This window comes from Streptomyces aureoversilis, from assembly GCF_042657885.1.
Classification (GTDB): domain Bacteria; phylum Actinomycetota; class Actinomycetes; order Streptomycetales; family Streptomycetaceae; genus Streptomyces; species Streptomyces aureoversilis.
Genome location: NZ_JBHSKJ010000001.1, coordinates 310,072 through 333,349, shown reverse-complemented (window position 1 = coordinate 333,349; position 23,278 = coordinate 310,072). Strand labels below are relative to the sequence as shown.

At 72.8% G+C, this 23,278-nt stretch carries 20 protein-coding genes; 14 read left to right on the top strand and 6 right to left on the bottom strand.

From position 1 onward, the window contains the following. The first annotated feature begins 54 nt into the window (after nt 1-54). From ACFPP6_RS01305 to ACFPP6_RS01265, 9 genes are all read left to right on the top strand, one after another. Nucleotides 55-2,433 (top strand): collagenase, encoded by a 2,379-nt coding sequence (locus ACFPP6_RS01305; RefSeq protein WP_382036007.1) that lies wholly within the window; start codon nt 55-57, stop codon nt 2,431-2,433. A 368-nt stretch (nt 2,434-2,801) separates the two neighbouring features. Next, a complete protein-coding gene (locus tag ACFPP6_RS01300) occupies nt 2,802-3,419 on the top strand; it encodes a hypothetical protein (protein WP_382036004.1) in 618 nt (205 codons plus the stop codon). Nucleotides 3,420-3,710: 291 nt separating this feature from the next. Then, complete coding sequence (locus ACFPP6_RS01295; RefSeq protein WP_382036002.1) at nt 3,711-5,093, top strand: sugar porter family MFS transporter; 1,383 nt, start codon at nt 3,711-3,713, stop codon at nt 5,091-5,093. After that, nucleotides 5,090-6,139 (top strand): aldo/keto reductase, encoded by a 1,050-nt coding sequence (locus ACFPP6_RS01290; protein ID WP_382035999.1) that lies wholly within the window; start codon nt 5,090-5,092, stop codon nt 6,137-6,139. The genes ACFPP6_RS01295 and ACFPP6_RS01290 overlap by 4 nt, the downstream gene beginning before the upstream one ends. A 20-nt stretch (nt 6,140-6,159) precedes the next feature. Then, nucleotides 6,160-7,242 (top strand): polyprenyl synthetase family protein, encoded by a 1,083-nt coding sequence (locus ACFPP6_RS01285; RefSeq protein ID WP_382035996.1) that lies wholly within the window; start codon nt 6,160-6,162, stop codon nt 7,240-7,242. Nucleotides 7,243-7,303: 61 nt separating this feature from the next. Next, nucleotides 7,304-7,849, top strand: a complete 546-nt coding sequence (locus ACFPP6_RS01280) for a GNAT family N-acetyltransferase (RefSeq protein ID WP_382035993.1) — start codon at nt 7,304-7,306, stop codon at nt 7,847-7,849. Nucleotides 7,850-7,924: 75 nt separating this feature from the next. Continuing rightward, nucleotides 7,925-9,121, top strand: a complete 1,197-nt coding sequence (locus ACFPP6_RS01275) for a UDP-N-acetylglucosamine--N-acetylmuramyl-(pentapeptide) pyrophosphoryl-undecaprenol N-acetylglucosamine transferase (RefSeq protein ID WP_382035990.1) — start codon at nt 7,925-7,927, stop codon at nt 9,119-9,121. Further along, complete coding sequence (locus tag ACFPP6_RS01270; RefSeq protein ID WP_382035987.1) at nt 9,118-10,131, top strand: SDR family NAD(P)-dependent oxidoreductase; 1,014 nt, start codon at nt 9,118-9,120, stop codon at nt 10,129-10,131. The genes ACFPP6_RS01275 and ACFPP6_RS01270 overlap by 4 nt, the downstream gene beginning before the upstream one ends. Before the next feature lie 220 nt (nt 10,132-10,351). Continuing rightward, nucleotides 10,352-10,933 (top strand): universal stress protein, encoded by a 582-nt coding sequence (locus tag ACFPP6_RS01265; RefSeq protein ID WP_382035984.1) that lies wholly within the window; start codon nt 10,352-10,354, stop codon nt 10,931-10,933. 58 nt (nt 10,934-10,991) lie between these two features. On the opposite strand, the gene ACFPP6_RS01260 is transcribed toward ACFPP6_RS01265, so the two are convergent. The 4 genes from ACFPP6_RS01260 to ACFPP6_RS01245 form a co-directional block, all read right to left on the bottom strand. Beyond that, complete coding sequence (locus ACFPP6_RS01260; protein WP_382035982.1) at nt 10,992-12,083, bottom strand: lytic polysaccharide monooxygenase auxiliary activity family 9 protein; 1,092 nt, start codon at nt 12,081-12,083, stop codon at nt 10,992-10,994. Between the two features lie 130 nt (nt 12,084-12,213). Continuing rightward, entirely contained in the window at nt 12,214-13,695 is a 1,482-nt protein-coding gene (locus ACFPP6_RS01255) for a glycoside hydrolase family 18 protein (protein WP_382035979.1), read from the bottom strand. A 168-nt stretch (nt 13,696-13,863) separates the two neighbouring features. Beyond that, nucleotides 13,864-15,333: a sensor histidine kinase gene (locus ACFPP6_RS01250; protein WP_382035976.1), complete on the bottom strand. Its 1,470-nt coding sequence runs from the start codon at nt 15,331-15,333 to the stop codon at nt 13,864-13,866. Beyond that, nucleotides 15,330-16,052: a response regulator transcription factor gene (locus ACFPP6_RS01245; RefSeq protein WP_382035974.1), complete on the bottom strand. Its 723-nt coding sequence runs from the start codon at nt 16,050-16,052 to the stop codon at nt 15,330-15,332. Before ACFPP6_RS01245 ends, ACFPP6_RS01250 begins: the two co-directional genes overlap by 4 nt. A 33-nt stretch (nt 16,053-16,085) precedes the next feature. On the opposite strand from ACFPP6_RS01245, the gene ACFPP6_RS01240 reads away from it, so the two are divergent. The 3 genes from ACFPP6_RS01240 (at nt 16,086) to ACFPP6_RS01230 (ending at nt 19,976) form a co-directional block, all read left to right on the top strand. Beyond that, nucleotides 16,086-16,652: a hypothetical protein gene (locus tag ACFPP6_RS01240; RefSeq protein ID WP_382035971.1), complete on the top strand. Its 567-nt coding sequence runs from the start codon at nt 16,086-16,088 to the stop codon at nt 16,650-16,652. Nucleotides 16,653-16,789: 137 nt separating this feature from the next. Next, on the top strand, nt 16,790-19,135 hold the full coding sequence (locus ACFPP6_RS01235; protein ID WP_382035968.1) for an FUSC family protein: 2,346 nt from the start codon (nt 16,790-16,792) through the stop codon (nt 19,133-19,135). Nucleotides 19,136-19,187: 52 nt separating this feature from the next. Continuing rightward, the gene (locus ACFPP6_RS01230) at nt 19,188-19,976 is read left to right on the top strand and encodes an aminotransferase class IV (RefSeq protein WP_382035965.1); all 789 of its coding nucleotides are present in this window, start codon (nt 19,188-19,190) and stop codon (nt 19,974-19,976) included. Nucleotides 19,977-20,032: 56 nt separating this feature from the next. Here ACFPP6_RS01230 and ACFPP6_RS01225 read toward each other — a convergent pair whose 3' ends face one another. Next, the gene (locus ACFPP6_RS01225; protein WP_382035964.1) at nt 20,033-20,563 is read right to left on the bottom strand and encodes a ricin-type beta-trefoil lectin domain protein; all 531 of its coding nucleotides are present in this window, start codon (nt 20,561-20,563) and stop codon (nt 20,033-20,035) included. Nucleotides 20,564-20,876: 313 nt separating this feature from the next. Between ACFPP6_RS01225 and ACFPP6_RS01220 the strand changes: the two genes are divergently transcribed. Next, entirely contained in the window at nt 20,877-21,446 is a 570-nt protein-coding gene (locus tag ACFPP6_RS01220) for a hypothetical protein (protein ID WP_382035961.1), read from the top strand. 83 nt (nt 21,447-21,529) lie between these two features. Here the strand turns inward: ACFPP6_RS01220 and ACFPP6_RS01215 are convergent, their stop codons facing one another. Beyond that, nucleotides 21,530-22,375, bottom strand: coding sequence for a class I SAM-dependent methyltransferase (locus tag ACFPP6_RS01215; RefSeq protein ID WP_382035958.1), 846 nt, complete (start codon nt 22,373-22,375; stop codon nt 21,530-21,532). 168 nt (nt 22,376-22,543) lie between these two features. Here ACFPP6_RS01215 and ACFPP6_RS01210 point away from each other — a divergent pair, with 168 nt between their 5' ends. Next, nucleotides 22,544-23,200, top strand: a complete 657-nt coding sequence (locus tag ACFPP6_RS01210) for a CatB-related O-acetyltransferase (RefSeq protein WP_382035956.1) — start codon at nt 22,544-22,546, stop codon at nt 23,198-23,200. Nucleotides 23,201-23,278: the final 78 nt, after the last annotated feature.

Genomic DNA, 23,278 nt, shown 5'->3' with positions numbered 1-23,278 from the left:
TGACCTCGCTTGACGTGCACGCGGCAACCCACACCTCCCACACAGGAGTCATCGGTGTCCCACTCCAGATCGCTGCGCAGATCCCTGCACGCATCCCTGCTCACCACCGCCATAGCCACGGCGCTCTGCGCCACCGCCGTCCAGCCCGTTCACGCGGACTCCCCCTCGCCCGCGCCCAGGCCGTCCTCCGCCGCGTCCACCCCGGCGCCGACGGCGGGCGTGCGGCAGGACACCCCCACGCCCAACCCCTTCGACGAGGTCACCCGGCTGGCGAATGCGCCCGAGCCGACCCGCGTCTCTCCCACCGCCCCCGGCAGCCTCAAGGACGGCCGCGTCCCCGGCGCTCTCACCGCCAAGCCGAAGCCCACGGCCGTACCGCCCCGCGCCACCCTCGGCGGCACCGCCGTGCCGTGCACGCTCGACGGCATCACCCGCCTCGCCCCCGAGCAGTTCGCCGACTTCCTCGCCGACCGGGCCGTCACCGCCGACGGCTGCCTGCGCACGCTCATCTGGACCTGGGACCAGCGGCTGGTCCCGGTCATGTCCAGGCCGCACGTCCAAGCGGTCTCCCGCCGGATCGAGAGCCTGGCCGCGGCGCACGACGGCAAGAACAACAGCCACCTGCTGGAGATGTTCACCTACCTCCACGCCGTCGCGTACCACGACTTCTCCCGCAGCGAGATCGACCTCACCGACGCGCCGACCGTGGAGGCGATGCGCCGCGCGGTGTCCGCCTTCGGCACCGCCTCGCGCACCTTCGACGTGACCCGCACCAACGCCGAGACCCTGCGCGAGGCCCTCTACGCGGCCGGTTCCCCGGGTCTGCGCCACCACCAGCTGCCGCTCGTCCAGCGCGTCCTGGCCACGATGGACGCCGCGCACTCCGCCACCAACAAGGACACCTCCTGGGCCGGTGCCGCGCTCGCCGCGCTCTCGCTCAACTACCTGGGCGTCTACCCGGGCAACCACGACACCGCCTTCCACGCCGCCGTCACGGCCGACGCCTCCTACCGCGCGGCCTTCAAGGCCTTCGCCGGCTACACCCACCTCAAGGGCACGGCCAACGCCTGGGTGGTGCGCGACGCCGTCGGGGAGTACGGGCGGATGGGCCAGATCGACGCGCTCAGGAGCCGGATCACCTCCGACCTCGGCGGGCTGCTGGCCACCACGACCGGCAACTTCGGCGAGGGCAGCGAGCCCTGGGCCAAGGTCGTCACCTGGCTGATCGAGTTCGACGCCTGCAAGCAGTACGGGGTGTGCAAGGCCGACATCGAGCGCCGCATCTTCCCGTCCACCTACACGTACGACAACGGCGCCATCAAGGTCCGCACGGCCCTGCCCCGCGCCACCGTCGACCGCCTCTACTACGCGAGCAAGCAGGTCAAGGCGCAGTTCCACCGGGTCCTGGGCACCGAGAAGCCGCTGGCGGGCGACACCAACACCACGCTCAACATCGTGCTGTACGCCTCCCGCGCCGACTACGAGGTCTACCACCCGATGCTGACCGGCATGGGCACCAACAACGGCGGCATCTACATCGAGAACGGTGCCACCTTCTACACGTACGAGCGGCGCGTCCCCCAGGACTCCACGCTCACGCTGGAGGAGCTCTTCCGGCACGAGTACACGCACTACCTCAACGGCCGCTGGGCCGTCCCCGGCTCCTTCGGCGAGGGCCCGTGGTACCAGGGCGACCGCACCACCGCCATGGACGAGGGCACGGCCGAGTTCTTCGACGGCGCCACCCGGGGCGAGGGCATCAAGGTCCGCAAGTCCCTGGTCCAGAGCATCATCAACGACACGGCGGGCGGCACCAAGCCGCGCATGAGCGTGTACGAGCTGCTGCACGCGGAGTACGACCGGGACGGCTTCCGCTTCTACTCCTACGCCGGCACGTTCTTCGAGTTCCTGTGGACCGAGCGCCCCGCGCTGCTCAGGGAGATGTACGACCGGCTCCGTGCGAACGACGTCGCGGGCTTCGACGCCTGGCGCGACCGGCTCGGCCGGGACACGGGGCTGCAGCGCGCGTACGACACCTTCCTCGACCAGCAGATCGCCAAGGTCAAGGACCTGTACGTGCCGAACACCTCGTTCACGCCCGTCGGCGGGCTGGACGCCGGCCACCCCGCCACGGTCCGCGCCTCCTTCAAGGCCACCACCGGCATCACGCCCGAATGCCGCACCAACGAGGCCCCGGAGCGCCCCCGCTTCACCTGCACCGGCCGCATCACGGCCAACCTGAGCAGCCCGGGCAGCCCCGACCTGGTCTTCAAGGACATGTCCGGGACGGTCGACTACTTCATCCTCGACCGCACGAAGAAGGGCACCAACAACTTCGCCGACATGAACTGTTCCTTCGGCAAGGTCGACCTCTGGTCGGACCGCCCCGCGGGATCGGCGGACTTCACCTGTGAAGGACCGCTGAGAGGCTGATTCCACGGGGGTTTCGGTCCTGCCCCGGAAGGCAGGACCGAAACCCCCCGCTCATGTGTGCTCACTCACCCGCTCAAGAAATGTGCCGCGTCACACATTCCAAAGAAAAGCGATCACCATTCCCCGGCCGTCAATTGGCCGCCCGGCCCGGAATGCATACGGATCAATAGCTGCCGATTCCCATCCTGACCTGCGAAGCTTGCGATTCCCCCGCAAGAGTGTTCAGGTTTATCGGGCACCGAGCCCGGCCGTTCCCCGAGAAAGTCTCATTCCGGCAACAAGCCGGTAACGCACGGCCGGTCGTCGATAAGCCTTTCCGCTGTAAGGTCCTGCGTTCGCCGCAAGGGCCTGTGTTGGGAGAAATCCGCGTGTCCGCTCTTCCGTCCGAGACGCCGCTGTCCGTCGTCCGCCCGCCTGAACCGGCCCGCACCCTCACCTCCGGCGCCCGCCACGCACGGCCGCTGAGCCTGTACGACTCCTGGTGGACGGTGGCCGGCGCCGCGCTCGCGCTGTGCGCGGCCTGGGCGGTCTGCGTCTGGATCTCCTTCCACGTGACGGCCGACGCGACGCTCCACACCGCGGCACTCTTCATCCACCTCGCGAGCCTCGTCCTCGGCTTCGGCGCCGTGCTGGTCGCCGACTACTACGGGCTGCTGTGGGTCACGGGCCGCTGCAGCCTCCAGGAGGCCCTCGGCAGCGCGGGCCGGCTGCACCTGCCCATCTGGGCCGGTCTCGTGGGACTCGTCCTCAGCGGCATGCTCCTCCACCCCAGCCCGTCCTCCGCACTCACCGCCGTCAAGCTGGTGCTGGTGCTCCTCCTCAGCCTCAACGGCCTGCAGGCAGGCCTCCTCAACAAGCGCATGGCCGAGCGGAGTTCCGCGTCGCCCGCGCCGCGGCTCCTCGCCTGGGGCGGCGCCACCGCCGCCGTCTCGCAGGTCTGCTGGTGGGGAGCCGTCGTCATCGGCTTCATGAACAGCCAGAGCTAGCGACCGACCGGTTCCGGCGATCCGTCTGCCCCCGTGCGGGGCAGACGGTGTCGCACGGACCGGTCTTGCGGCCGTACCGCCCGGTCGTCATGCTGGCTGCTGCTCACGCTCACCAGGCGGCTCCGTCATCACGGGCGGTCCCCGGAGAAGCCGGCGCCGCGCCACCCCGGTTCACCGATCGTGGGAGGGCCCGTGACCGAGGCGCAGCCGGCGTCCCGTACAGACGGCCGTGCCGATGGGCGGGCCGGTGGGCGGAAGGGTGACCGGGCAGGCGAGAAGGCGCCACGGCTGGTGCACTTCGTGGCCGTGCTCGGTGGTCTCTCCGGGATCCTGTACGGCTACGACGCCGGGGCGATCTCCGGCGCGCTGAAGCCCCTGACCGAGCGCTTCGGCCTGGACTCCACCGAACAGGGCCTCGTGACCGGCCTGATGCTGCTCGGCGCGCTGCCGGCGATCGTCGGCGGTGCGCTGGCGGCGCGGCGCTGGGACCGGCGGCACCTGCTGATCCTGGCCGGTGGGGTCTTCGTGGCCGGCTCGGTGGGGTGCGGCGTCGCGCAGGACGTCGTGGTGCTGATGGTCTCCCGGTTCGTGCTCGGCTTCGCCGTGGGCCTGGCCAACATGTTCGGGCTGATCTATCTGAGCGAGCTCGCTCCCGGACGGCTGCGGGGCCGGATCACGGCGTTGTACCAGCTCTCGGTCAACGTCGGCATCCTGCTCGCCTACGCGGTGGGCGACGCGCTGTCGGCGGCCGGCGCGTGGGAGTGGATGCTGGGGCTGGGGGCGCTCCCCGCCGTCGTCTTCCTGGCCGGGATGCTCGTCAGTCCGCCCGGGCCCCGCTGGCTGATGCTGCGCGGCCGGGAGGCCGAGGCCCGACGGGTGCTGCGCCGCCTGCGCGCCACCGCCCGCGGCGCGGACGAGGAGGTGGCCGAGATCCGCGCGGGCCTGGCCGGCCGGCACGCGGGCCTGCGCGAACTGCTGGGCGGCGGATACCGTCCGGCGCTGCGCATCACCCTCGTGCTGACGTTCTTTCAGGTCTTCACCGGGATCAACGCGGTGGTGTACTACGCGCCGGTCATCTTCTCCCACGTCGCCGGCGGCGGGAGCGCCGGTGCCGGCACCGTGGCGAACTACTGCGTCGGCACGGCGCTCGTCCTGTCCACGGCCGTCTCCCTGCCGTTCGTCGAGCGGCTGGGGAGGGTGCGGATGCTGACGGTCTCGCTGGCCGCGCAGGCGCCGCCGATGGTGGTGCTGGCCGCCTTCCCGGACGTCGGGCCGCTCGCCGTGGCGTGCGTGTTCGCCTACACGCTGGCCTTCGGGTTCGGTCTCGGCCCCGTGTTCTGGCTGTACTGCCCCGAGGTGCTGCCGCTGCGGGCCCGGGCGGCCGGCATGGGCGTGGTGACCTTTGCGCAGTACCTGCTCAACTTCGTCTTCTCCCTGGTCTTCCCGGATGTGCTCGGGGCGGCCGGCAGCTCGGTGTTCGCGTTCTTCGCGGTGCTGTCCGTGGTGGCCGCGTGGTACGTCGCCCGGTGGGTTCCGGAGACGGCGGGGCGGTCGCTGGAGGAGATCGAACGGTATTGGCGGCGCCGCGGGGCGGGCGGGGGCTGTGGGGAGTCCGGGGAGCGCAAGGAGTACGGGGAATCCGGGGAGTGCGGGGACCGGGCAGGTGCCCCGTGACCGCCTCTCCGGCGCCCCTCGCCCTCCCCGGTGGCCCGGCCGCGTTCGCCGTGCTCGGCCGGTCCGGTCTCCCGGTCACCCGGATGGGCTTCGGCGGCGCGGCGCTCGGCGGGCTGTTCCGCCCGGTCGGCGCGGCCGCGGCGGAAGGGGCCGTCCGCGCGGCCTGGGAAGCGGGCATCCGCTACTTCGACACCGCTCCGCACTACGGTGCGGGTCTGTCCGAGGAGCGTCTCGGAGCGGCCTTGGCCGGGCTGCCCCGCCCTGCGTTCACCGTCTCCACCAAGGTCGGTCGCCTCCTCGCCGATGCCGACCGGAACGCCGGGGTGCCGCGAGGCGGGGACGGCAGCGAGTTCGCCGCCGGCCGGGACCGGGTGCGCGTGCGCGACTACAGCCGGGACGGAGTGCTGCGCAGCCTGGAGAGCAGTCTGCGCCGCCTCCGCCTCGACCGGGTCGACGTGCTGTACCTCCACGATCCCGACGACCACTGGGAGCAGGCGGCCGGCGAGGCGTTCCCGGCCCTGGCCCGGCTGCGCGACGAGGGCGTGGTGCGGGCGATCGGGATCGCCATGAACGACGCCGCGATGCTCACCCGGTTCGTCGCCGAGACGGACCCGGACGTGGTGCTGTGCGCGGGACGCTGCAGCCTGCTCGACGGCGGCGCGCAGCGCGAGCTGTTCCCGTTGTGCGAGCGGCACGGGGTCGCTGTGGTCGCGGCCGGAGTGTTCAACAGCGGCATCCTCGCCGACCCGCGCCCGGGCGCCCCTTACGACTACCAGCGGGCGCCGGAACGGTCGGTGGCCCGGGCGCAGCGCATCGCCGCCGTATGCGAGGCCCACGGCGTACCGCTGCCCGCGGCGGCACTGGCCTGGCCGGGCCGGCACCCCGTGGTGGCTTCCGTGCTCGTCGGCATGCGCAGCGCGGAGGAGGTCACGGCCGATGTCCGCCTGGCCGGCACGGGGGTGCCGGATCAGCTGTGGCGGGACCTGGCCGCGGCCGGGCTGCTGCCGGGCCGATGCGATGATGGAGGTGCATCCCCGAGCGCCTGACCTGCTGAAATGGTGGTCCCATGGACAAATCGACCGCGGCGGCCGCCCAGCAGCGGGTCGCCGGCTACCGGCGCCGGTTCGACACCCGCTTCGAGGCGTACTTCGACTCCCTCGCGGAGAGCCTCGACACCCCGCCGCTCAGCCGCTTCACCCCGCGCTGCCTGGAGCTCCTGCGGGACCTCTCCCTGCGCGGCGGGAAGCGCCTGCGGGTCGCCCTGCTGTACGAGGCGGCCCGGCTGGTGACCGGCGAGCAGGTGCCCGGCCTGGAGGAGGCCGCGCTGAGCATCGAACTGCTCCAGACGCACGGCCTGGTCCACGACGACATCATCGACGACTCGCCCGTGCGCCGCGGCGGCCCGTCCACGTACTACGCCTACCGCCGGGAGTTCCCCGGGGACGACGGCACCGCACTGGGGCTCGCCGTGCTCGCGGGGGACCTCGCGTCCTTCCTGTCCATGCACGTCCTGCTGGGGGCGGACGCCCCCGCCGAGCGCAAGCAGGCCATGCTGGAGGTGCAGTCGCGGGCGGGCGCGGAGACCGTCGCCGGCCAGATCGCCGACCTGGAACGCGACTTCGAGGCCCTCCCGTCGGAGGACCTGCTGCACACCGTCTGCGAGTACAAGACCACCCGGTACTCGATCCTCGCCCCGCTGCGGCTGGGGCTGCTGGCAGCCGGCGAGCACCTGGCCGGGCACGACGAGCGGTTGCGCCGCTACGCGACGCCGGCCGGCATCAGCGGACAGATGCGCGACGACTACCTCGACCTCTTCGGCGACGAGGACGTCACCGGGAAGTCACCGGGCTCCGACATCCGCTCCGGCCGCCGCAGCTACGCCGTCCGCGCCGTCCTGGCCGCCGCCACGGCCGCGGAGCGCAGCCTGCTGGAGTCCGCGCTCGGCGACCCCGGCTGCACGGCCGAAACGATCGGCCGCATCCGCCGGATCGCCCGGGAACACGGCGTGGACGACGCGCTCCGGGCCGCCATGCTCCGCCACGCCCAGGAGGCCGCGGGGGAAGCCTCCGGCTGGCGCGCGCACTGGCGCGAGGAGGCGGTGGCCTTCTTCGAAGGGCTGCCGCTGTGGAACGTACAGCGCGCCCACTGAGGGGCGCGGCCGCCCGCGAAACCGGCTGGCGCCCGCGGCACGCCCTGACCAGAATCGCCGCATGATCACCTTCCTCACCACCCCCCGCCTGGCCCTGCGCTCCTTCGCCGACACCGAGGCCGACCTGGACCTCGTCGTGGAACTCGACGGTGATCCCGAGGTCATGCGGTACATCACGGGCGGCCGCCCCATGACCCGGGCCGAGGTCCGCGCCGAGTCCTTCGAGCGGATGCTGCGCGGCGGCTTCTGGGCGACGTACCTGCGGGACACCGGCGAGTTCATCGGCTGGCACTGCCTCCGTCTCCTCGAGAACGCCCCCGCAGGCTCGGCCGACCTCGGCTACCGGCTCCGCAGAGCTGCCTGGGGCCACGGCTACGCGACGGAAGGCGCCCTCGCCCTCATCGAAAAGGGCTTCACCGAGCTGGGCTACGACCGGATCACCGCGAACACGATGTACGTGAACGCCGGCTCACGCCACGTCATGGAGAAGTGCGGGCTCTCGCACTCCCGCACTTACGTCGAGGACTGGCCCTACCCGGTCGAGGGCGACGAACACGGAGACGTCGAATACGTACTGACCCGGGAGGAGTGGGCGGCCCGGTCCTGAGCCCAGCAGACCCGTGCGGTGACCTGCGCGGGTTTTTCTTAGTGGCTTCTTAAAGCGTTTCGCCAAGCTGCGGCCATGGCTGCAGCAGACGACAACCTTTCGGTGGTCATCGGCGCAGGCGGGACCGGCGGTCACATCTACCCCGGGCTGGCGGTCGCCGACGCGCTCCGCAGAGCAGTGCCGCACGCCGTCATCAGTTTCATCGGTACGGAACGGGGTCTGGAGACCCGTCTGATACCGGATGCGGGATACCGGCTCCACACCGTGGACATGATCCCCTTCGATTCCTCCCTCGGGGCCCGCCGCTATCTGCTCCCCGCCGACCTGTTGCGCTCGGGCAGACAGGCGCAGCGCGTGATCGAGGCGCAGGGTGCGCACGTCGTCGTGGGCATGGGCGGCTATCCGAGCGCGCCCGCGGTACTGGGGGCGCGGATGGCGCGCCGGCCGGTGCTGGTGCACGAGTCGAATGCGGTGCCGGGCAGGGCGAACCGTTTCGCCGCGACCCTCACCCCGCACATCGCGCTCGCCTTCGACCGCACCCGCGAGCACTTGCCGGCGCGTACGGCCCTGCGCGCGGAGACGGTCGGCATGCCGCTGGTCAGCGACGTCGCGGGGCTCGACCGGGGCGGGCGGCAGGCTCTGCGCGGGGAGGCCCGCCGCTGGTTCGGGGTCCCGGAGAGCACGCGGCTGGTGCTGTTCAACGGCGGGAGCCTGGGCGCGGCCCGGCTGACGGAGGCCGCGCTCCAGCTGGCCTCGCGGTGGCGCGGGCGGCCGGACGTCCACCTGGTGATCAAGACCGGGCCGGGCGCGCTGGAGCAGGTACGGGCCCGCCTCGCCGCCGAGGGCGGCGACCGGGTGGCCACCGCGGTGGGCTACCTCGACCGGATGGACCTCGCCTACGCGGCCGCCGACGTCATGGTGTGCCGGGCGGGGTCGGCGACGGTGGCGGAGCTGTCGAGCGTGGGCGTGCCCGCGGTGCTGGTCCCGTACCCGCACGCGCCGCACGACCACCAGACCCACAACGCCCGGGTGCTCTCGGACGCCGGCGCGGGGCTCCTGCTCCCCGACGGCGAGGCCACCGGCGACCGGCTCGCCGGCCTGATCGAGCCGCTCTTCGCCGACCCGGCCCGGCTCGCCGCGATGGGTACCGCGGCCGCCCCGGGCACGCATGCCCTCGCGGCCGGCCTCATGGCGGCGTGGGCGCTGCGCCTGGCGGGCCGCGCCCCCGCACATCCCCTTCCGTTCCAGGCTGTTGAGAGGAACCACGCATGATCCCCGAACTGAACGACTCCATCGACTGGACCGGCCGCAGCGTGCTGGTCACCGGAGCCGAGGGCTTCATCGGGTCGACGCTCGTCGACCTGCTCGTCGAGCGCGGGGCACGCGTACGGGTGCTCGTGCACTACAAGCCGTACGCCGAGCGCGGCCACCTCGCCCGCCACCTCGGGCCCGGTTCGCCGGTGGAGACGCTCGCCGGTGACGTCCGCGACGCCGGGCGCGTGATGGACGCGGTGGCGGGGTGCGACACCGTCTTCCACCTGGCGGCGCTGATCGGCATTCCGTACAGCTACGCGTCGCCGGAGGCGTACGTGCAGACCAACGTGGCCGGTACGGAGAACGTGGCCGCGGCCTGCCGCCGCCACGGCGTGCGGCGCATGGTGCACACGTCGACCAGCGAGGTGTACGGCACGGCCCTGACCGCGCCGATCAGCGAGGAGCACCCGCTGCAGCCGCAGTCGCCGTACTCCGCCTCGAAGATCGGCGCGGACATGCTGGCCCTGTCCTACGCCCACTCCTTCGAGCTGCCGGTGACGGTCGTGCGGCCCTTCAACACCTACGGGCCGCGCCAGTCGGCACGGGCGGTGATCCCCACGATCCTCGCGCAGCTGCACTCGGGGGCCGAGGAGATCCGGCTGGGGTCCACGTCACCGACGCGCGACTTCACCTACGTCACCGACACCGCCGAGGGGTTCCTGGCGCTCGCCGCCTGCGACCGGGCCGTGGGGCACGCGGTCAACCTCGGCGCCGGGCGGGAGATCTCCATCGGCGACCTCGCCGAGTCGCTGGTCCGGGCCTCCGGCCGGGACGCGAAGGTCGTGGTGGACCGGTCGCGGCTGCGGCCCGCCGGCAGTGAGGTCGAGCGGCTGCTGTCGGACAACACCCGGGCCCGGGAGTGGGCCGGGTGGCAGCCCCGGGTGGGGCTGGAGGAGGGCCTGGCCCGCACCTCGGACTGGGTCCGGGACAACCTGCACCTCTTCGCCCCGGACCGCTACCAGGTCTGACCGGTCCGGTCGGTGACGGCCCCGCCACCATCCGTGAGGAGGTGGCGGGGTCTCGTCCCTGCGGGAGACGACTCCCCGCGCACCCCCGCGCACCCCCTCCGACCGGAGGGGGTATCGCACGATTTGCCACCCATTCGACCGATACGCATTCAGCGGGTGCTTCGTAACGTGGATCACGTTGCCGTACAGCGGACAGACGAATCCCGAGGAGGCGGACGGTATGTCGCAAACGGTGGAGCGCGTCGTCGTGGGCGTGGACGGTTCGGCGGGCAGTGTCGCCGCGCTCAGGCAGGGCGCGCAGGAGGCGGCCCGCCACGGCGCGGCCCTGTGTCCCGTGCTGGCCTGGTCGCCGCCGGGCGGAGAGGCTGCGGACGCCCTGCAGCCCGCCCCGGCCGACGTCCGCGCGTACTGGGAGGCCCAGGCCCGCAGGGCCCTGACGAAGACGTGCGAGAGGGCGCTCGGCGCCGCACCGTTCCGCCTGAGGGTGGCCCCGCGGATCGTCCGCGCGGAGCCGGGTCCGGCCCTGGTGGCCAGCGCCCGGCACGACACGGACATGCTGGTGCTGGGCGCCGGCAGCCACGGGCTGTGGCACCGGTTCCTCCACGGCTCGGTCAGCCGCCACTGCCTCCGGCACGCCCGCGGCCCCGTCATGGTCGTCCACCCCGACGAGGCGGACGTGAAGGACGCGCGCGGGGCGGCGCGGGCGCCCCGGAGGCACCCTCCCGTCGTGGTGCCGGTCGGCCCGACGGACACGTGGCACCGGCCGACCGGCCTCGGGCACGACCGCGGGCGCAACGGCTGAGCCGGACGGACCGCGGACGGCTGACCCGACCCGGGGGCCTCAGGCGTGACCGCCGGCCTCAGGCGTGGTTGCGGGCGGAGCGTCGCCGCATGGCCAGGAACAAGGTGGCGGAACCGGCGGCCAGGACGCCGGCACCCGCGACGGCCAGCACGGCCGTACGGTCGTCGCCACCGGTCTCGGCGAGGCGCCCGCCCTGGGCGGCCGGGGCGTTGGCGGCCTTCACCGCGGACCCGGGCTCGTTCCCGGCACCGGCATCTCCGGCGCCGACGTCTCCGGAACCGGCCGCCCGGCCGCTCCCGCCGTGACCCTTGTTCTCCGCGTGGCCGTTCTCGCCGTGTCCTCCCGCACCGTGGTCCCCCGCGCCGGAACCGCTGTGGCCAGGACCGTCACCGCCGTGCCCGCCGTGGTCCACGGTCGACTTCCCGGCCTCCTCGGCTATCTGCCGGTCGCTGGGAGCGGACGCGGCCGGGGCCTCGGCCGCGGCCTGCGCCGCCGTCGCCGTCGCCGCCTTCCCCTTCCCGCCGAAGTCCACGTCCGAGCAGGTGTAGAAGGCCTCGGGGCTGTCGGAACGCTGCCAGACGCTGTACACGAGGTGGCGGCCGGACCGCTTCGGGACGGTGCCGTCGAAGACGTAGCTCCCGTCCTTCAGCGTGGGGTTGGTGACCTTGGCGAACGGCTTGGCCTCCAGGTCGGACCACTTCAGCGGCTTCCGCGGGTCATAGCCCTCCTTCGTGAGGTACAGCTCGAACGTGCCGCGGTGCGGTGCGGTCGCCCGGTACCGGAAGGTGTGCTTGCCCGGGGCCAGCTTCGAGCCCGGCCAGTCGGCGCGCGGCAGGTCCAGCCCCTTGTACTTGGCGCGTCCTGCGCTGCACAGCTTGCCGTCCGGGATGATCTGGCGGTGGCGCCCGGCGGCGTCGCCGATGTTGACCTCGTTCCAGTCGTAGAGGGGCTGGGTGCCGCCCGCCGCGACCATCGCCTTGCAGGCGGCCGAACGCGGATGCTCCGGCCCCTCCGCGAAACAGGCGGACACCCGGCTGACCGGGTCCGTCATGGAACCGTGCGCCTGGGCCGGTGCGGCGGTCAGCGCGGTGAGCGCGAGAGGGGCGGCGCCGAGCAGAGCCACCCGTACGGCCTTGTGACGCGTGCGCATGAGGGTCTCCTTGTGGGGTGAGGGGTGGCCCCGCACGCCGGCCGTGAGGTGGGGGGTGCCGGACGTGCGGGGCGGTGTGGGGGGTATGGGGGGTATGGGGGGGACAGGGAGGTGGGGAACGGGAAGCGCGTCAGCCCTTGCGGGCGGCGAACGCCTTGGTGAAGGCGAGTTCGTCCTGGAGGATCGAGCTGCAGGTCGCCGATGCGGAGTTCTGCGCACCGCCCGGGCACTGCTTGTCGCGCGCGGCGGACCACATCGACAGCCAGCCGATCCCCTTGGACCGGCCGAACGCGGCCAGCTGCGCCGCGTCGTCGACCTTGAAGACCTCGGCGGCCACGTCGTTGACACCGATCATCGGAGTGACCGCCACGGCCTTCCACGCGGCCTTGTCGCTCAGCCCCAGTACGCCCTTGACCTGCGCCTGCGTCGCTGTGGCGGCGTCGATCGCGTACTGCCCCATGTCGCCGTTGAAGGACGACCCGTAGTCCATCGCCATGATGTTGACCGCGGAGACGGACACACCGTTCTTCTTCGCGTTCCCGACCAGGTCGACGCCCTCCTGGGTGAGGCCCGTGGGCATGACCGGGAGGGTGAAGGAGACGTCGAGGCCGGGGTGCTTCTTCTGGAGCGAGGCGATCGCCTGGGCGCGCCGGGTGTTGGCGGCGGCGTCGGGCAGGGCCGCGCCCTCGATGTCGAAGTCGACCTTGGTGAGCTTGTACGCGTCGACGACCTTGCCGTACGCGGCGGCGAGTTCGTCCGCGGAGGAGCAGACGAGCCCCAGCTCGGAGCCCGCGGCGCCGCCGAAGGAGACCCGTACGTCACCGCCGGCCTGGCGCAGCTTCCCGATCTGCTGCGCGACGGGGTCGCTCCCGAGGTCGGTGACACCGCCCCACTTGGGCGTGCAGCCGCCCCCGGAGGTGACGAAGGCGAGGTTGAAGTTCCTGACGCCGGTCTTCTTGGCGGTGTCCAGGAGGTCGTAGGAGGGGTGGAGGGAGGTGTCGACGTACGGGGCGAAGGCCGCGTTCGCGCCGCCGGGGGCCGGGGAGGTCGCGGTCGGCTGCGGTTGGGGCCGGGACGGTGCGGACGTGGGGGTGGTGGGATCAGTGGGCTTGGTGGAACCCGTGGACCCAGTAGACCCCGTGGGTTGCTGCGGGCCGGGGTCCTTGTCCACGGAGCACTTCGTGCCGTTGATCCGGCAGTTGGCCGGGGCGTCGGCCGCGCCGGCGCCGATCCCGTTGCCGGCGGCGACGAAGCCGACGGTCACGGACTTGCCGGGGGCGATCGTCGCGTTCCAGCTCTCCGGCTCGACGGTGACGCCGCGGCCGCTGACGGTGTGCTTGCCGTTCCACAGCGAGGTGATCTTCGCGCCGGCCGGGAGGTCGAAGGTGAGCTTCCAGCCCGACAGGTCCTTGCCGGTGTCGTTCGTGAGGACGTACTGCCCGGTGTAGCCGTCCGACCAGGCGCCGGTCCGGGAGAAGGCCGCGCCGACCGAGGCGGCCTGCGCCGTGCCGGTGAGGGTGAACGCGGCGCCCGTCGCGATCGCCGCGGCGAGGCCGGCGCCGGCGAGCTTCGCCTTGCGGCTCACTCGTCGGCGGTGTGCGGAGGAACCCATCGCGTGCCTGCCTGTTCTGGGTTGGGGGGTGTGTACGTGCGGCACGCTAGCGAGACCAAAACAGGCAAATCGTCGAATCGGCTTCCCGGGCCCGCTCCTTATGGCTGCGTTAAGGAATGCATCGGCGGGGGTTAATGAGAGGTGCTGATGACAGGGGCGTCGCCGGGATCAGCGGCGCGACCGGCCCCGCCGTACCCGCCGGCGGCGGCGCTCACGGCCCTTGGATCCGCCGCCGTCCGGCGAGAGCCACACCCGCACCTCCGTTCCGCCGAGCACCGACCGCCCGATCCGTACGTCGCCGCCCGTCGACTCCGCGACGCGGCGCACGATGTCCAGGCCGAGGCCGGTGGAGCCGGGGCCGCCGTCGCCGTGGCCGCGGCGCAGCGCGGCGTCCGGGTCGGCGATGCCGGGGCCCGCGTCGGAGACGAGGACGATGACGGCGTCGTCGCTGTGGTGCACGTCGACCGCGAAGGCGGTGCCCTCGGGGGTGTGCCGGAAGACGTTGCCGAGCATCGCGTCCAGTGCGGCGGCGAGTTCGGGGCGGGCGACGGGGACGCGTACGGTCGCGTCGACGCCCGAGAGCCGGACCGTGCGGCCCTCGTCCTCGGCGAGCGCGGACCAGAAGTCCATCCGGTCGCGGATCACTTCGCCGGCGTCGCAGCCGAGCGTGGGCCGTTCCTTCTGTTCGCCCTGCTCACGGGCCGCGCGGATCAGCTGGTCGACCTCGCGCTCCAGCTGGGCGACGGCTGCGCGGGTCTGCTCGGCGGCCGGGCCCTCGCCGAGCGACGCGGCGTTCAGGCGCAGGACGGTGAGCGGGGTGCGCAGGCGGTGGGAGAGATCGGCGGCGAGCTCGCGTTCGTTGGAGAGCAGCCGCACGATCTTGTCGGCCATGGAGTTGAACGCGACGGCCGCGGCGCGCAGTTCCGCCGGCCCGTCCTCGCGTACCCGGACGCCCAGTTTGCCCTCCCCCAGCTCGGCGGCCGCCTTCGCGAGCCGCTCCGCCGGTCGTACCAGGCGCAGGCCGAGGCGGTCCGCGGTCACGAGGGAACCGGCGATCAGGCCGAGGCCCACGCCGGCGAGAATCACCCAGGAGGTGGTGACGCCGTTGCCGACGGCGCGGTGCGGCACGTACACCTCGACCACCGCGAACTCGCCGGTGCTCAGGGCCGTCGGCTGCAGGAGGGCGTAGCCGCCGGGCACGGAGGTGACGGCGGAACGGCCGCGGCGGGCCGTCTCCACGTCCCGCGGGTCGGCCCGGCGGGGGCCGATGTCGTAGGCCTTGTGGCCTTCGGCGCCCGCACCCTGCTGTGTTCCGTCGTTCTGTGCGCCGCTGTTCTGTGCGCCGCCGTCCTGCGTGCCGTCGTTCCGTGCGCCGTCGTTCTGTTTGTCGACGTTACCGGGTACGTGGACGGCCATCCGTCCGTCCCCGCCGGCCTGTGAGCTGGCGACCGCCCGTTCCAGCTGGTCGCGGTCGGTGGTGATGGCGAGCGCGGGCCGGATCTGGGCGGCCTGCCGTTCGGCGTCGGCGAAGGCGCGGTCCCGGGCCAGTTCCTTGACCACCAGGCCGAGCGGCACGGCGAAGGCCAGCACGACCATCACCGTGACGGCCAGCGAGACCCTGACGAGCGCCCATCTCACGGCTGCTCCGCGAGCGCCGTCCCCACCGCCGGGGGCTCCAGCTTCACCCCGACCCCGCGGACAGTGTGCAGGTAGCGCGGGCTGGCGGCGGTCTCGCCGAGCTTGCGGCGCAACCAGGACAGGTGCACGTCGATGGTCTGGTCGTCCCCGTAGGACTGCTGCCAGACCTCGGCGAGGAGCTCCTTGCGCGGGACGACGACGCCCGGACGTCCGGCCAGGTAGGCGAGCAGGTCGAATTCACGGCGCGTCAGGTCCAGGGGGACGCCGTCCAGTTCCGCCAGCCGGCGCAAGGGGTCGACCGACAGGCCGCCGACCTGCAGCGCGGCGGACGGCGCGGGCTCGCCCGCCGGCCCGCCCCGGCCCGACCGGCGCAGCACGGCGGCCATGCGGGCCGTCAGGTGCGCCACGGAGAACGGCTTGACCAGATAGTCGTCGGCACCGTCGGTGAGCAGCCGGATGATCTCGGCCTCGTCGTCCCGGGCGGTGGCCACGATGACCGGCACGTCGGTGATGCCGCGCAGCATCTTGAGCGCCTGCGCCCCGTCGAGATCCGGCAGCCCCAGATCGAGGATGACCAGGTCGAAGCCGACCTGTGCCACCTCGCGCAACGCCTCGAGAGCGGTCCCGACGCTGCGCACGGTGTGCGAAGCCTCGGTGAGCTGCCGGATGAGGGCGGAGCGCACGAACGGGTCGTCCTCGACTACGAGCAGTCTTGCCATGGCCCGCACCGTACGCCATACGGGTGAGGCACTATGAGCCAGGTGAGACGAGGAATCATGCAGGCCCTGGCGTGGATGCTGGCGACCGCGGCCGCCATGGCGGTGTCCTGGTACGGGGTGCGCACCGTCCTGGCGGGCACGGCCTACGAGCCGCCGCGCGCACTGCCGATCTCCGGCACAGCGGCACCGGCCATCGGCGAACCGGCCTCCTCGGCCCGCACCCCGGGCCCGCCGCCCTCCCCCTCACCATCGGGCACCGCGTCCCCCTCCGGGAAGCAACTCCCGCCCGCGGCGCCGGACACGTCCGCGCCCGGGTCCGAAGCCGGGTCCGGGTCCGGGTCGGCGCAGAGCCCTCAAGCACAACCCCGGCCGGGCGCCGGTGAAGTGAAGAGCTATCCGGTCCGGGGCGGCCAAGCGGTCTTCGACCTCGGCGAGAAATCCGCCGCGCTCGTCTCGGCGACGCCGGAGGAAGGGTGGCAGATGCGGGTGTGGAAGCAGAGCGCCTGGATCCGGGTGGACTTCATGGCCGGCACGAAGACGACGTCGGTGTTCGTCACGTGGAACGGCCATCCGCCGCGGGTCCAGACCGTGGAGAACTGACAACGGGGAACCGGCGACGGTGGGGAACCGGCGGCGGGGAACAGGCGGCCAAGGGTCGGTCCGGTTGCGAAGGTGCATCGTTCGCCTAGGGTGACAAGCGTGACGCGTCCCCCCGCCGGCCGGGAGCCGTCGTGGCGGTGACCGGCCCACTCCGGTGGCTGCTGCGGCAGGACCAGGGGCCGGAGCACCTCCGGCGTGCGACCTGGGCCGCCGTCGCCGGACTCACCGGCTTCTACGCCTTGCGCTACGGCGTCGACGCGCCCGGCATGGCCCTCTACGCCCTGTTCGGCGCGCTGCCGCTGACGTTGTTCTCCCAGGTCCCGGGGCCCGCCGAGCAGCGGACGCGGACGTTCCTCGCGGTGCTGCCCGCCGGCTGGGTCCTGGTCACCGCCGGCACGCTGCTCGCGGCGCACTCGTGGAGCGCCGCCTGCGGCATGTTCGTGGTGGGCTTCACCGCCTCGTACCTGGGGGTCGGCGGCCCGCGCCTGGGCGGCCTGGCCTCCGCCTTCCAGCTGTACTACCTGCTCCCGTGCTTCCCGCCCTACGCCCCGGAGACGCTGGACGAGCGGCTCGGCGGACTCACGGTGGGAATCCTGCTGACCGCCCTCGTCGACCGGCTCCTGTGGCGCGACGAGCAACCGGTCCCGTACCGGGTCCTCCTCGCCGACGCGGTGGACGCCGTGGCCGGCTACTGCGCCTCCACCGGGCGCCTCATGGCCGACTCCGGCTCCGGCACAGCTGCAGGTGCAGCAGGTGCAGGTGCAGCAGGTGCAGGTGACGCCGAAGCCGCGGACCGCTCCGCCGCGCAGCGGGACCAGGAGGCGGCCTACCTGGCGTTGCAGGCGACGCTGCTGTCCCGGGTGGCGCCGGCGGAGCGCCCCACGTCCGCCTCCCTGCGGGACCGCGCCTGTTACGACGTCCGTGCGGCCGTGCGGCACGTACGGGCTCAGCTGGACCGGCTGCTCGCCGGCGCCAGGGGACCGGACCCCGCCGCCGCGCACCTGCTGGACCGCACCGCGGCGGCCTTGCGGGGAGCCGGGCGGGTGCTGCGCTCCGGATCCCCCGGGCCGCGCGATGATGCGTTGGCCACGGCCTTGTCCTCCTTCCGTGCGGACCGCACCCGGCGCCTCGCGGGCGTCACGGCCCTGCGGCTGCGGCAGGACTCGGTCGTCCAAGCGGCCGCCACGGGCGCGTTGCTGGCCGGCGAGGGCGCCCGGATCGCCTTCGGGGCGCCGCTCGACGCCCGGTGGCAGCGGCCGGGCGGCCCGTTCCCGTACGCCGCACTGCACGCCCCCGCCCGGTGGTGGCGGCGCCTGCGGCTGCATCTCACCCCGCGCTCGGTCCTCCTGCAGAACGCCCTGCGCCTCGCCCTCGCACTGGCGGTCGCACGGCTGATCGTGGGTGCCCTGGGCCTGCCGCACGGCTTCTGGGTGCTGCTGACGATCATCAGCCTGATGCGCACCTCGGCCGCGGGCACCCGGGGCGCCCTGCCGCCCGCCGTCCTCGGGGTGGCCGCCGGCGCGGCGCTCGCGACGCTGATGCTCGTCGTGGTGGGCGATGCCCCGGCCTTCTACATCGCCGCGGCGCCCGTCGTGTTCCTGGTGGGCTTCAGCGTGGGCCCCGTACTGGGTACCGCCTGGACACAGGCCGCGCTGACCCTCGTCCTCATCCTGCTCTTCGCCCAGATCCTGCCCCCGGACCGGCACCTGCCCGCGGTCCGGCTCCTCGACGTGGTGATCGGAGGATCCCTGGGTGCCGCAGCGAGCCTGCTCGCGTGGCCCAAGGGGGCGGGCGGCGAACTGCGGCGCTCCGTCGTGAACTTCATGGTCCGGGGCGCGGAGGCGTGCAAGACCGTGACGCTCGGGCTGTGCAACGGCCCCGGCCGAGAGCAAGCCCAAGACCATGAACACGGCTACGGCCTCGATCGCGCCCGACCCCAAACCCGACCCCAAACCCGCACCCACACTCGCGCTCGCGACCGCACGCGCGACCGCTCCGCGGATCCCCTGCGCCCGGCCCACGCCGCGATGCTCCTCGCCCAGGCGGCCCACACCCAGTACCGGACGGAGCACGCCGGCCGGGACCAGGCGACCCCTCCCTGGGAGACGGCCATGCAGCCCGGCCACCACACCGTCAGCGGCGGCGGACTGCTCCTCGCGGCCCGCCGCGACGGGGAGGGCGCCGAACTGCCCGCGGACGCGGCCGCCCTGCTCGTGGCCCTGGCCGACCGCGTGGCGGACGACTGCCTGCGCGCCACCGAGGTCGTCCGCTCGGCGGGGGCGGACGTACCGCAGCTCTCCGGACCGTATCCGGCGGCGGAGTCGGCGCCGTTGCGCTGTGCGGTTGCGCAGGCGCAAGCAGAGGTATCGGGTGCGGATGCGGATGCCGCCACGGTCCTGCTGATCGCCGACGCCGAAGCGTGGCTCACCGGCGTTGCGCATGACGCGGCCCGGGTCGTCCGCAAGGCCGAGGCCGCTCGCTGAGCGCGACGCCGGCTCCCGCCGTCCCCCTCCCCCGCGACGTACGGTGGTGAGCATGAACGATCTTTCCACCCCGTACGTCCAGGTCGACGGCCGTGCCCTCGATGCCGACCCGCTGTTCCTCGCCCTGATGGGCGGCTACGGGCACATGACCGCCATGCAGGTCCGGGACGGCCGGGTGCGCGGGCTGGACTTCCACCTCACCCGGCTGGACACGGCCACCAAGGAGCTCTTCGGCGAGGGGCTGGACGGCGAGCTGGTGCGGGACCGGATCCGGCGCGCCCTGGACGAGGCGGGAGTGCGCGACGCGTCGGCGCGGGTCTACGTGTACGCGCCGGATCCGGGCGACAGGACGGTGACCGCGGTGATCCTGCGGCCCGCCGTGCCGGAACCCGGCCCGCAGCGCGTGCGCAGCGTCCCGTACGCCCGGCCCGGCGCCCACCTCAAGCACGTGGGGGTCTTCGGGCAGGTCTACCACCTGCGGCAGGTGAAGGCCGCGGGCTTCGACGAGGCGCTGCTGGTGGAGCCCGACGGCACGGTGGCCGAGGGCGCCATCACCAACGTGGGCTTCCTCGACGGCGACACGGTGGTGTGGCCCTCGGCCCCCGCCCTGGACGGCATCACCATGCTGGTGCTGCAGCGGGAGCTGGACCGGGCGGGCCTGCCGTGGCGGCGGCAGGCGGTGCGGCTGGACGAGGTGGCCCGCTTCGACGCGGCGTTCGTCTGCAACTCCGTGGGCGTCTCTCCCGTGCCGCTCATCGACGACGTGAGCTTCCCGCTCGATGCGGAGCCCGTGCGCGTGCTGAAGCGGCTGTACGAAGCCGCGCCGTGGGATGTGATCTGACCCCGGCGGTACGGACCCTGCGGTCCGGACCCGACGGTCTGGCCCCCTGCGCCCCGTCACCCGCCGAGCGCGCAGGGCCCCGGCCGCGGTACGACGTTCCAGGACTGCTTCGCCTTCAGCTCGGGCGAGAAGAACCGCGCGCTGACCTTGTTGTCGTTCCACCACGTCAGCAGCGTCGTCGGGCCGGCGCTCATCAGGTGGCCGTTGCTGCAGTCGAAGATCCAGAGCTGGCCCGAGTCGGAGCGGTCGCAGGGCAGCGTGTAGACCTGCTCCGAGGGCTGGGGTCCTGCGGTCAGGCACTTGCCCGAGGCCCAGTTCTTGGCCATGAAGTAGCCGTGGTCGTTCCAGGGGATGATGCGCCAGTTGCCCCGGAGGTCGTCGGTGTCGCATCGCTGGAGAACGATCGGGCGGGAGGAACGTTCGAATTCGGTGGCGCATTCGTTCTGGCCGTTCCCGGCCTTGATGCGGACCTTGTCCGCGACCCAGGGGGCCGCCGAGGCGGAGCCGGCCTGAGCCCCCGCCAGCAGGGCGGCGGCCAGCCCGACCACGGCGGCACGCGCCGCCGTCCTGTTCTTCGTACCGGTCACGCGATACCTCCAACAGTCGTTCTCCGTCATTGCTTTGCGGCCTTGCTGTGCAGCGACTGCCCGTCGGGCATCGAGGCCGTCACCCCGCCTCTCTCCCGCGCGCACCCGGATCGGCCGCCGCAGGGCGAAGTTACGGTCACGGGCAAGGGCCGGAGTGACTCTCCGCGCCCGAGGACTTGTCGCTGAGCGCCCGCCGCGGCCGGTCCCGCGGGCGACCGCCCGTCACACCGATTGGATCTCGACCTGCTCCGTGGTGTAGAAATCCCCCTCGATCGATCATGATCACGTCATATTTCACTACGGGGGATCAGACATGACTCGCACGCGAATGACCCGCACCCGACGTCTCATCAGTACCGTCGCCGTCGTGGCCGCGCTGGGCGCCGCCACCGCCTGCGGGCCCGAGGAGGACACCGCCACCGGCCCCGGCGCCTCCTCCCAGCCGTCGGCGAAGCCGAGCACGGGCAACGGCGGCAGCGGCGGCAGCGGCGGCAGCGGCTCCGCGGACAACGGCGGCGGCGACTGCGGGCAGCCGCCGAAGCTGCCGGCCGGCCACAAGATGGTCGAGGTCGCCGTGCCCCCGTCCAAGGGGTCGATGTCCGCCAAGGACGCCAAGCCGGCCTGCACGCCCAACGACTGGATCTACCGCGGTGACGGCAAGGCCAACTACTACCTGTTCTCGGAGAACGTGAAGGCGGAGCTGGCCACCGGTGGCGGCTCCACCAAGACGGTCCCCGTCGGGGAGCTGTGGACGCACGCCGGTGACTGCATGACGAACAGCTCCGCCGTGAAGTCGCCCTACAGCTGCTCCGGGAACATCTACGACATCACGCTCGACTCCGAGGGCAAGGTGAAGACCATCAAGGAGATCTGGCACCCCTGATCCGGTCCGGCTCCGGGGCGGGCCCCGTAAAGGCCCGCCCCGGGACCGCTCTTCCCGTCTTCCCGCAAGGGTTCGCTAAGCGTTCACCTGCTTGCGCCCTGTCCTGCCGCGACGGCAGCTTCACCGCCCGGCCGTTGCCCCTGAGTCGAGTACATCAGGCAGGAGCTCGCCAGGAAGTCGGGGTGGCTCATGGCCGCACCCGCCTCTTCGAGCTGCTCCTCGGTCATGCCCGCGGCGAGGAACCGGTCCCGCAGGTGCCGCGTGTTGTGGACCTGCAGGGCCGTTCCCGGCGAATGCGCGCGCCACTGCTGGACCTCCGGCTCCGCGTCGATGCCGACGAGACCGGCCCGGTGCATGGCCGTGGCGGCGGACCGCCCCCAGGCGAGGTCCACGCCGGCGGATTCCAGGAGGCGGAGCTTGGCCCCGAGGTAGCGCCGGTACGCCTCGGCGGCCGCGTCCCCCGATGCCCCGAGCGGGATCAGCGGCCCGTACGTGGTCTCGTCGAACTCGTCGAGCTGCAGCCAGCCCCCGGGCTTGAGCGCCGGGACCAGACGGCGGAGGACGTCGATGCGCTCGGGCAGGTGCAGGAGCACCAGCCGGGCGTGGATGACGTCGAAGGCGCCCTCCGGGAGGGGGTCGCACGTGATGTCGTGGGTGAGCACGTCCACGCCGGGCGTGGGCGGGGTGTGCTGCGGCTTGACGTCCGTGGCCAGTACCGAGCCGCCCGGCGCCACCCTCTCCGCCAGCCATCGCGCGACGCTGCCGCCGCCCGCGCCCACCTCCAGGCACACCGACCCCGGCGCGAGGGGAAGGCGGGACAGGCGGCGGGTGGTGAAGGCGTCGTACGCACCGGCGAGGCAGCGGTGCTGTTCGGCGGCGTCCGCGTGCTCGTTGTCGAACACGTAGCCCGGGACCTGCGTCGTCGTCATGTACCGATGCTACGGAGCGGCGCCGCCCCGCAGCGGCCGACTCGGCGGCCCGGCACCCGATCGGTTCCGCGGTGACGACGGTCACCGGACCGGGCCGGAGCGAGCGCTGCGATCATGGACCGGATACCGGTACGTCCTCGTCATCCGTATGGAAAGGAATCATCAGCCATGCCCGTTCCCGCAGATCCGATTCCCGCAGATCCGACCGTGCTCCACCCGATGCCCGGCCAGCCCCGGGTGGTGCTGCTCAAACCACTGGTGAAGTCCCCCTTGATCGAGGTCGGGGAGTACTCCTACTACGACGACCCGGACGACGCGACCGCGTTCGAGACGCGCAACGTGCTCTACCACTACGGGCCGGAGAAGCTGGTCATCGGCAAGTTCTGCGCGCTGGGCACGGGGGTGCGGTTCATCATGAACGGCGCCAACCACCGCATGGACGGCCCGTCGACCTTCCCCTTCCCCACCATGGGCGGTTCGTGGGCGGAGCACTTCGACCTGATCACCGGCCTGCCGGGGCGCGGCGACACCGTCGTCGGCAACGACGTCTGGTTCGGCTACAACACCACCGTCATGCCCGGTGTGCGGATCGGGCACGGCGCGATCATCGGCTCGGGCTCGGTCGTCACCGCGGACGTGCCCGACTACGGGATCGTCGGCGGCAACCCGGCCCGTCTCCTGCGCACCCGCTACGGTGCCGAGGACGTCGCCCGGCTGCTGGCGGTGGCCTGGTGGGACTGGCCCGCGGAGCACATCACCGAGCACGTGCGGACGATCATGTCGGGCAGCATCGACGACTTGGAGGCCGCCGCCCCGGGAGCATGAGACAGCCCGGGGGTACGCGTCACCCACCTGCTTTACTCTGGGTCAGCATATTTTCGAGGCGAACGACAGCACGAGGGG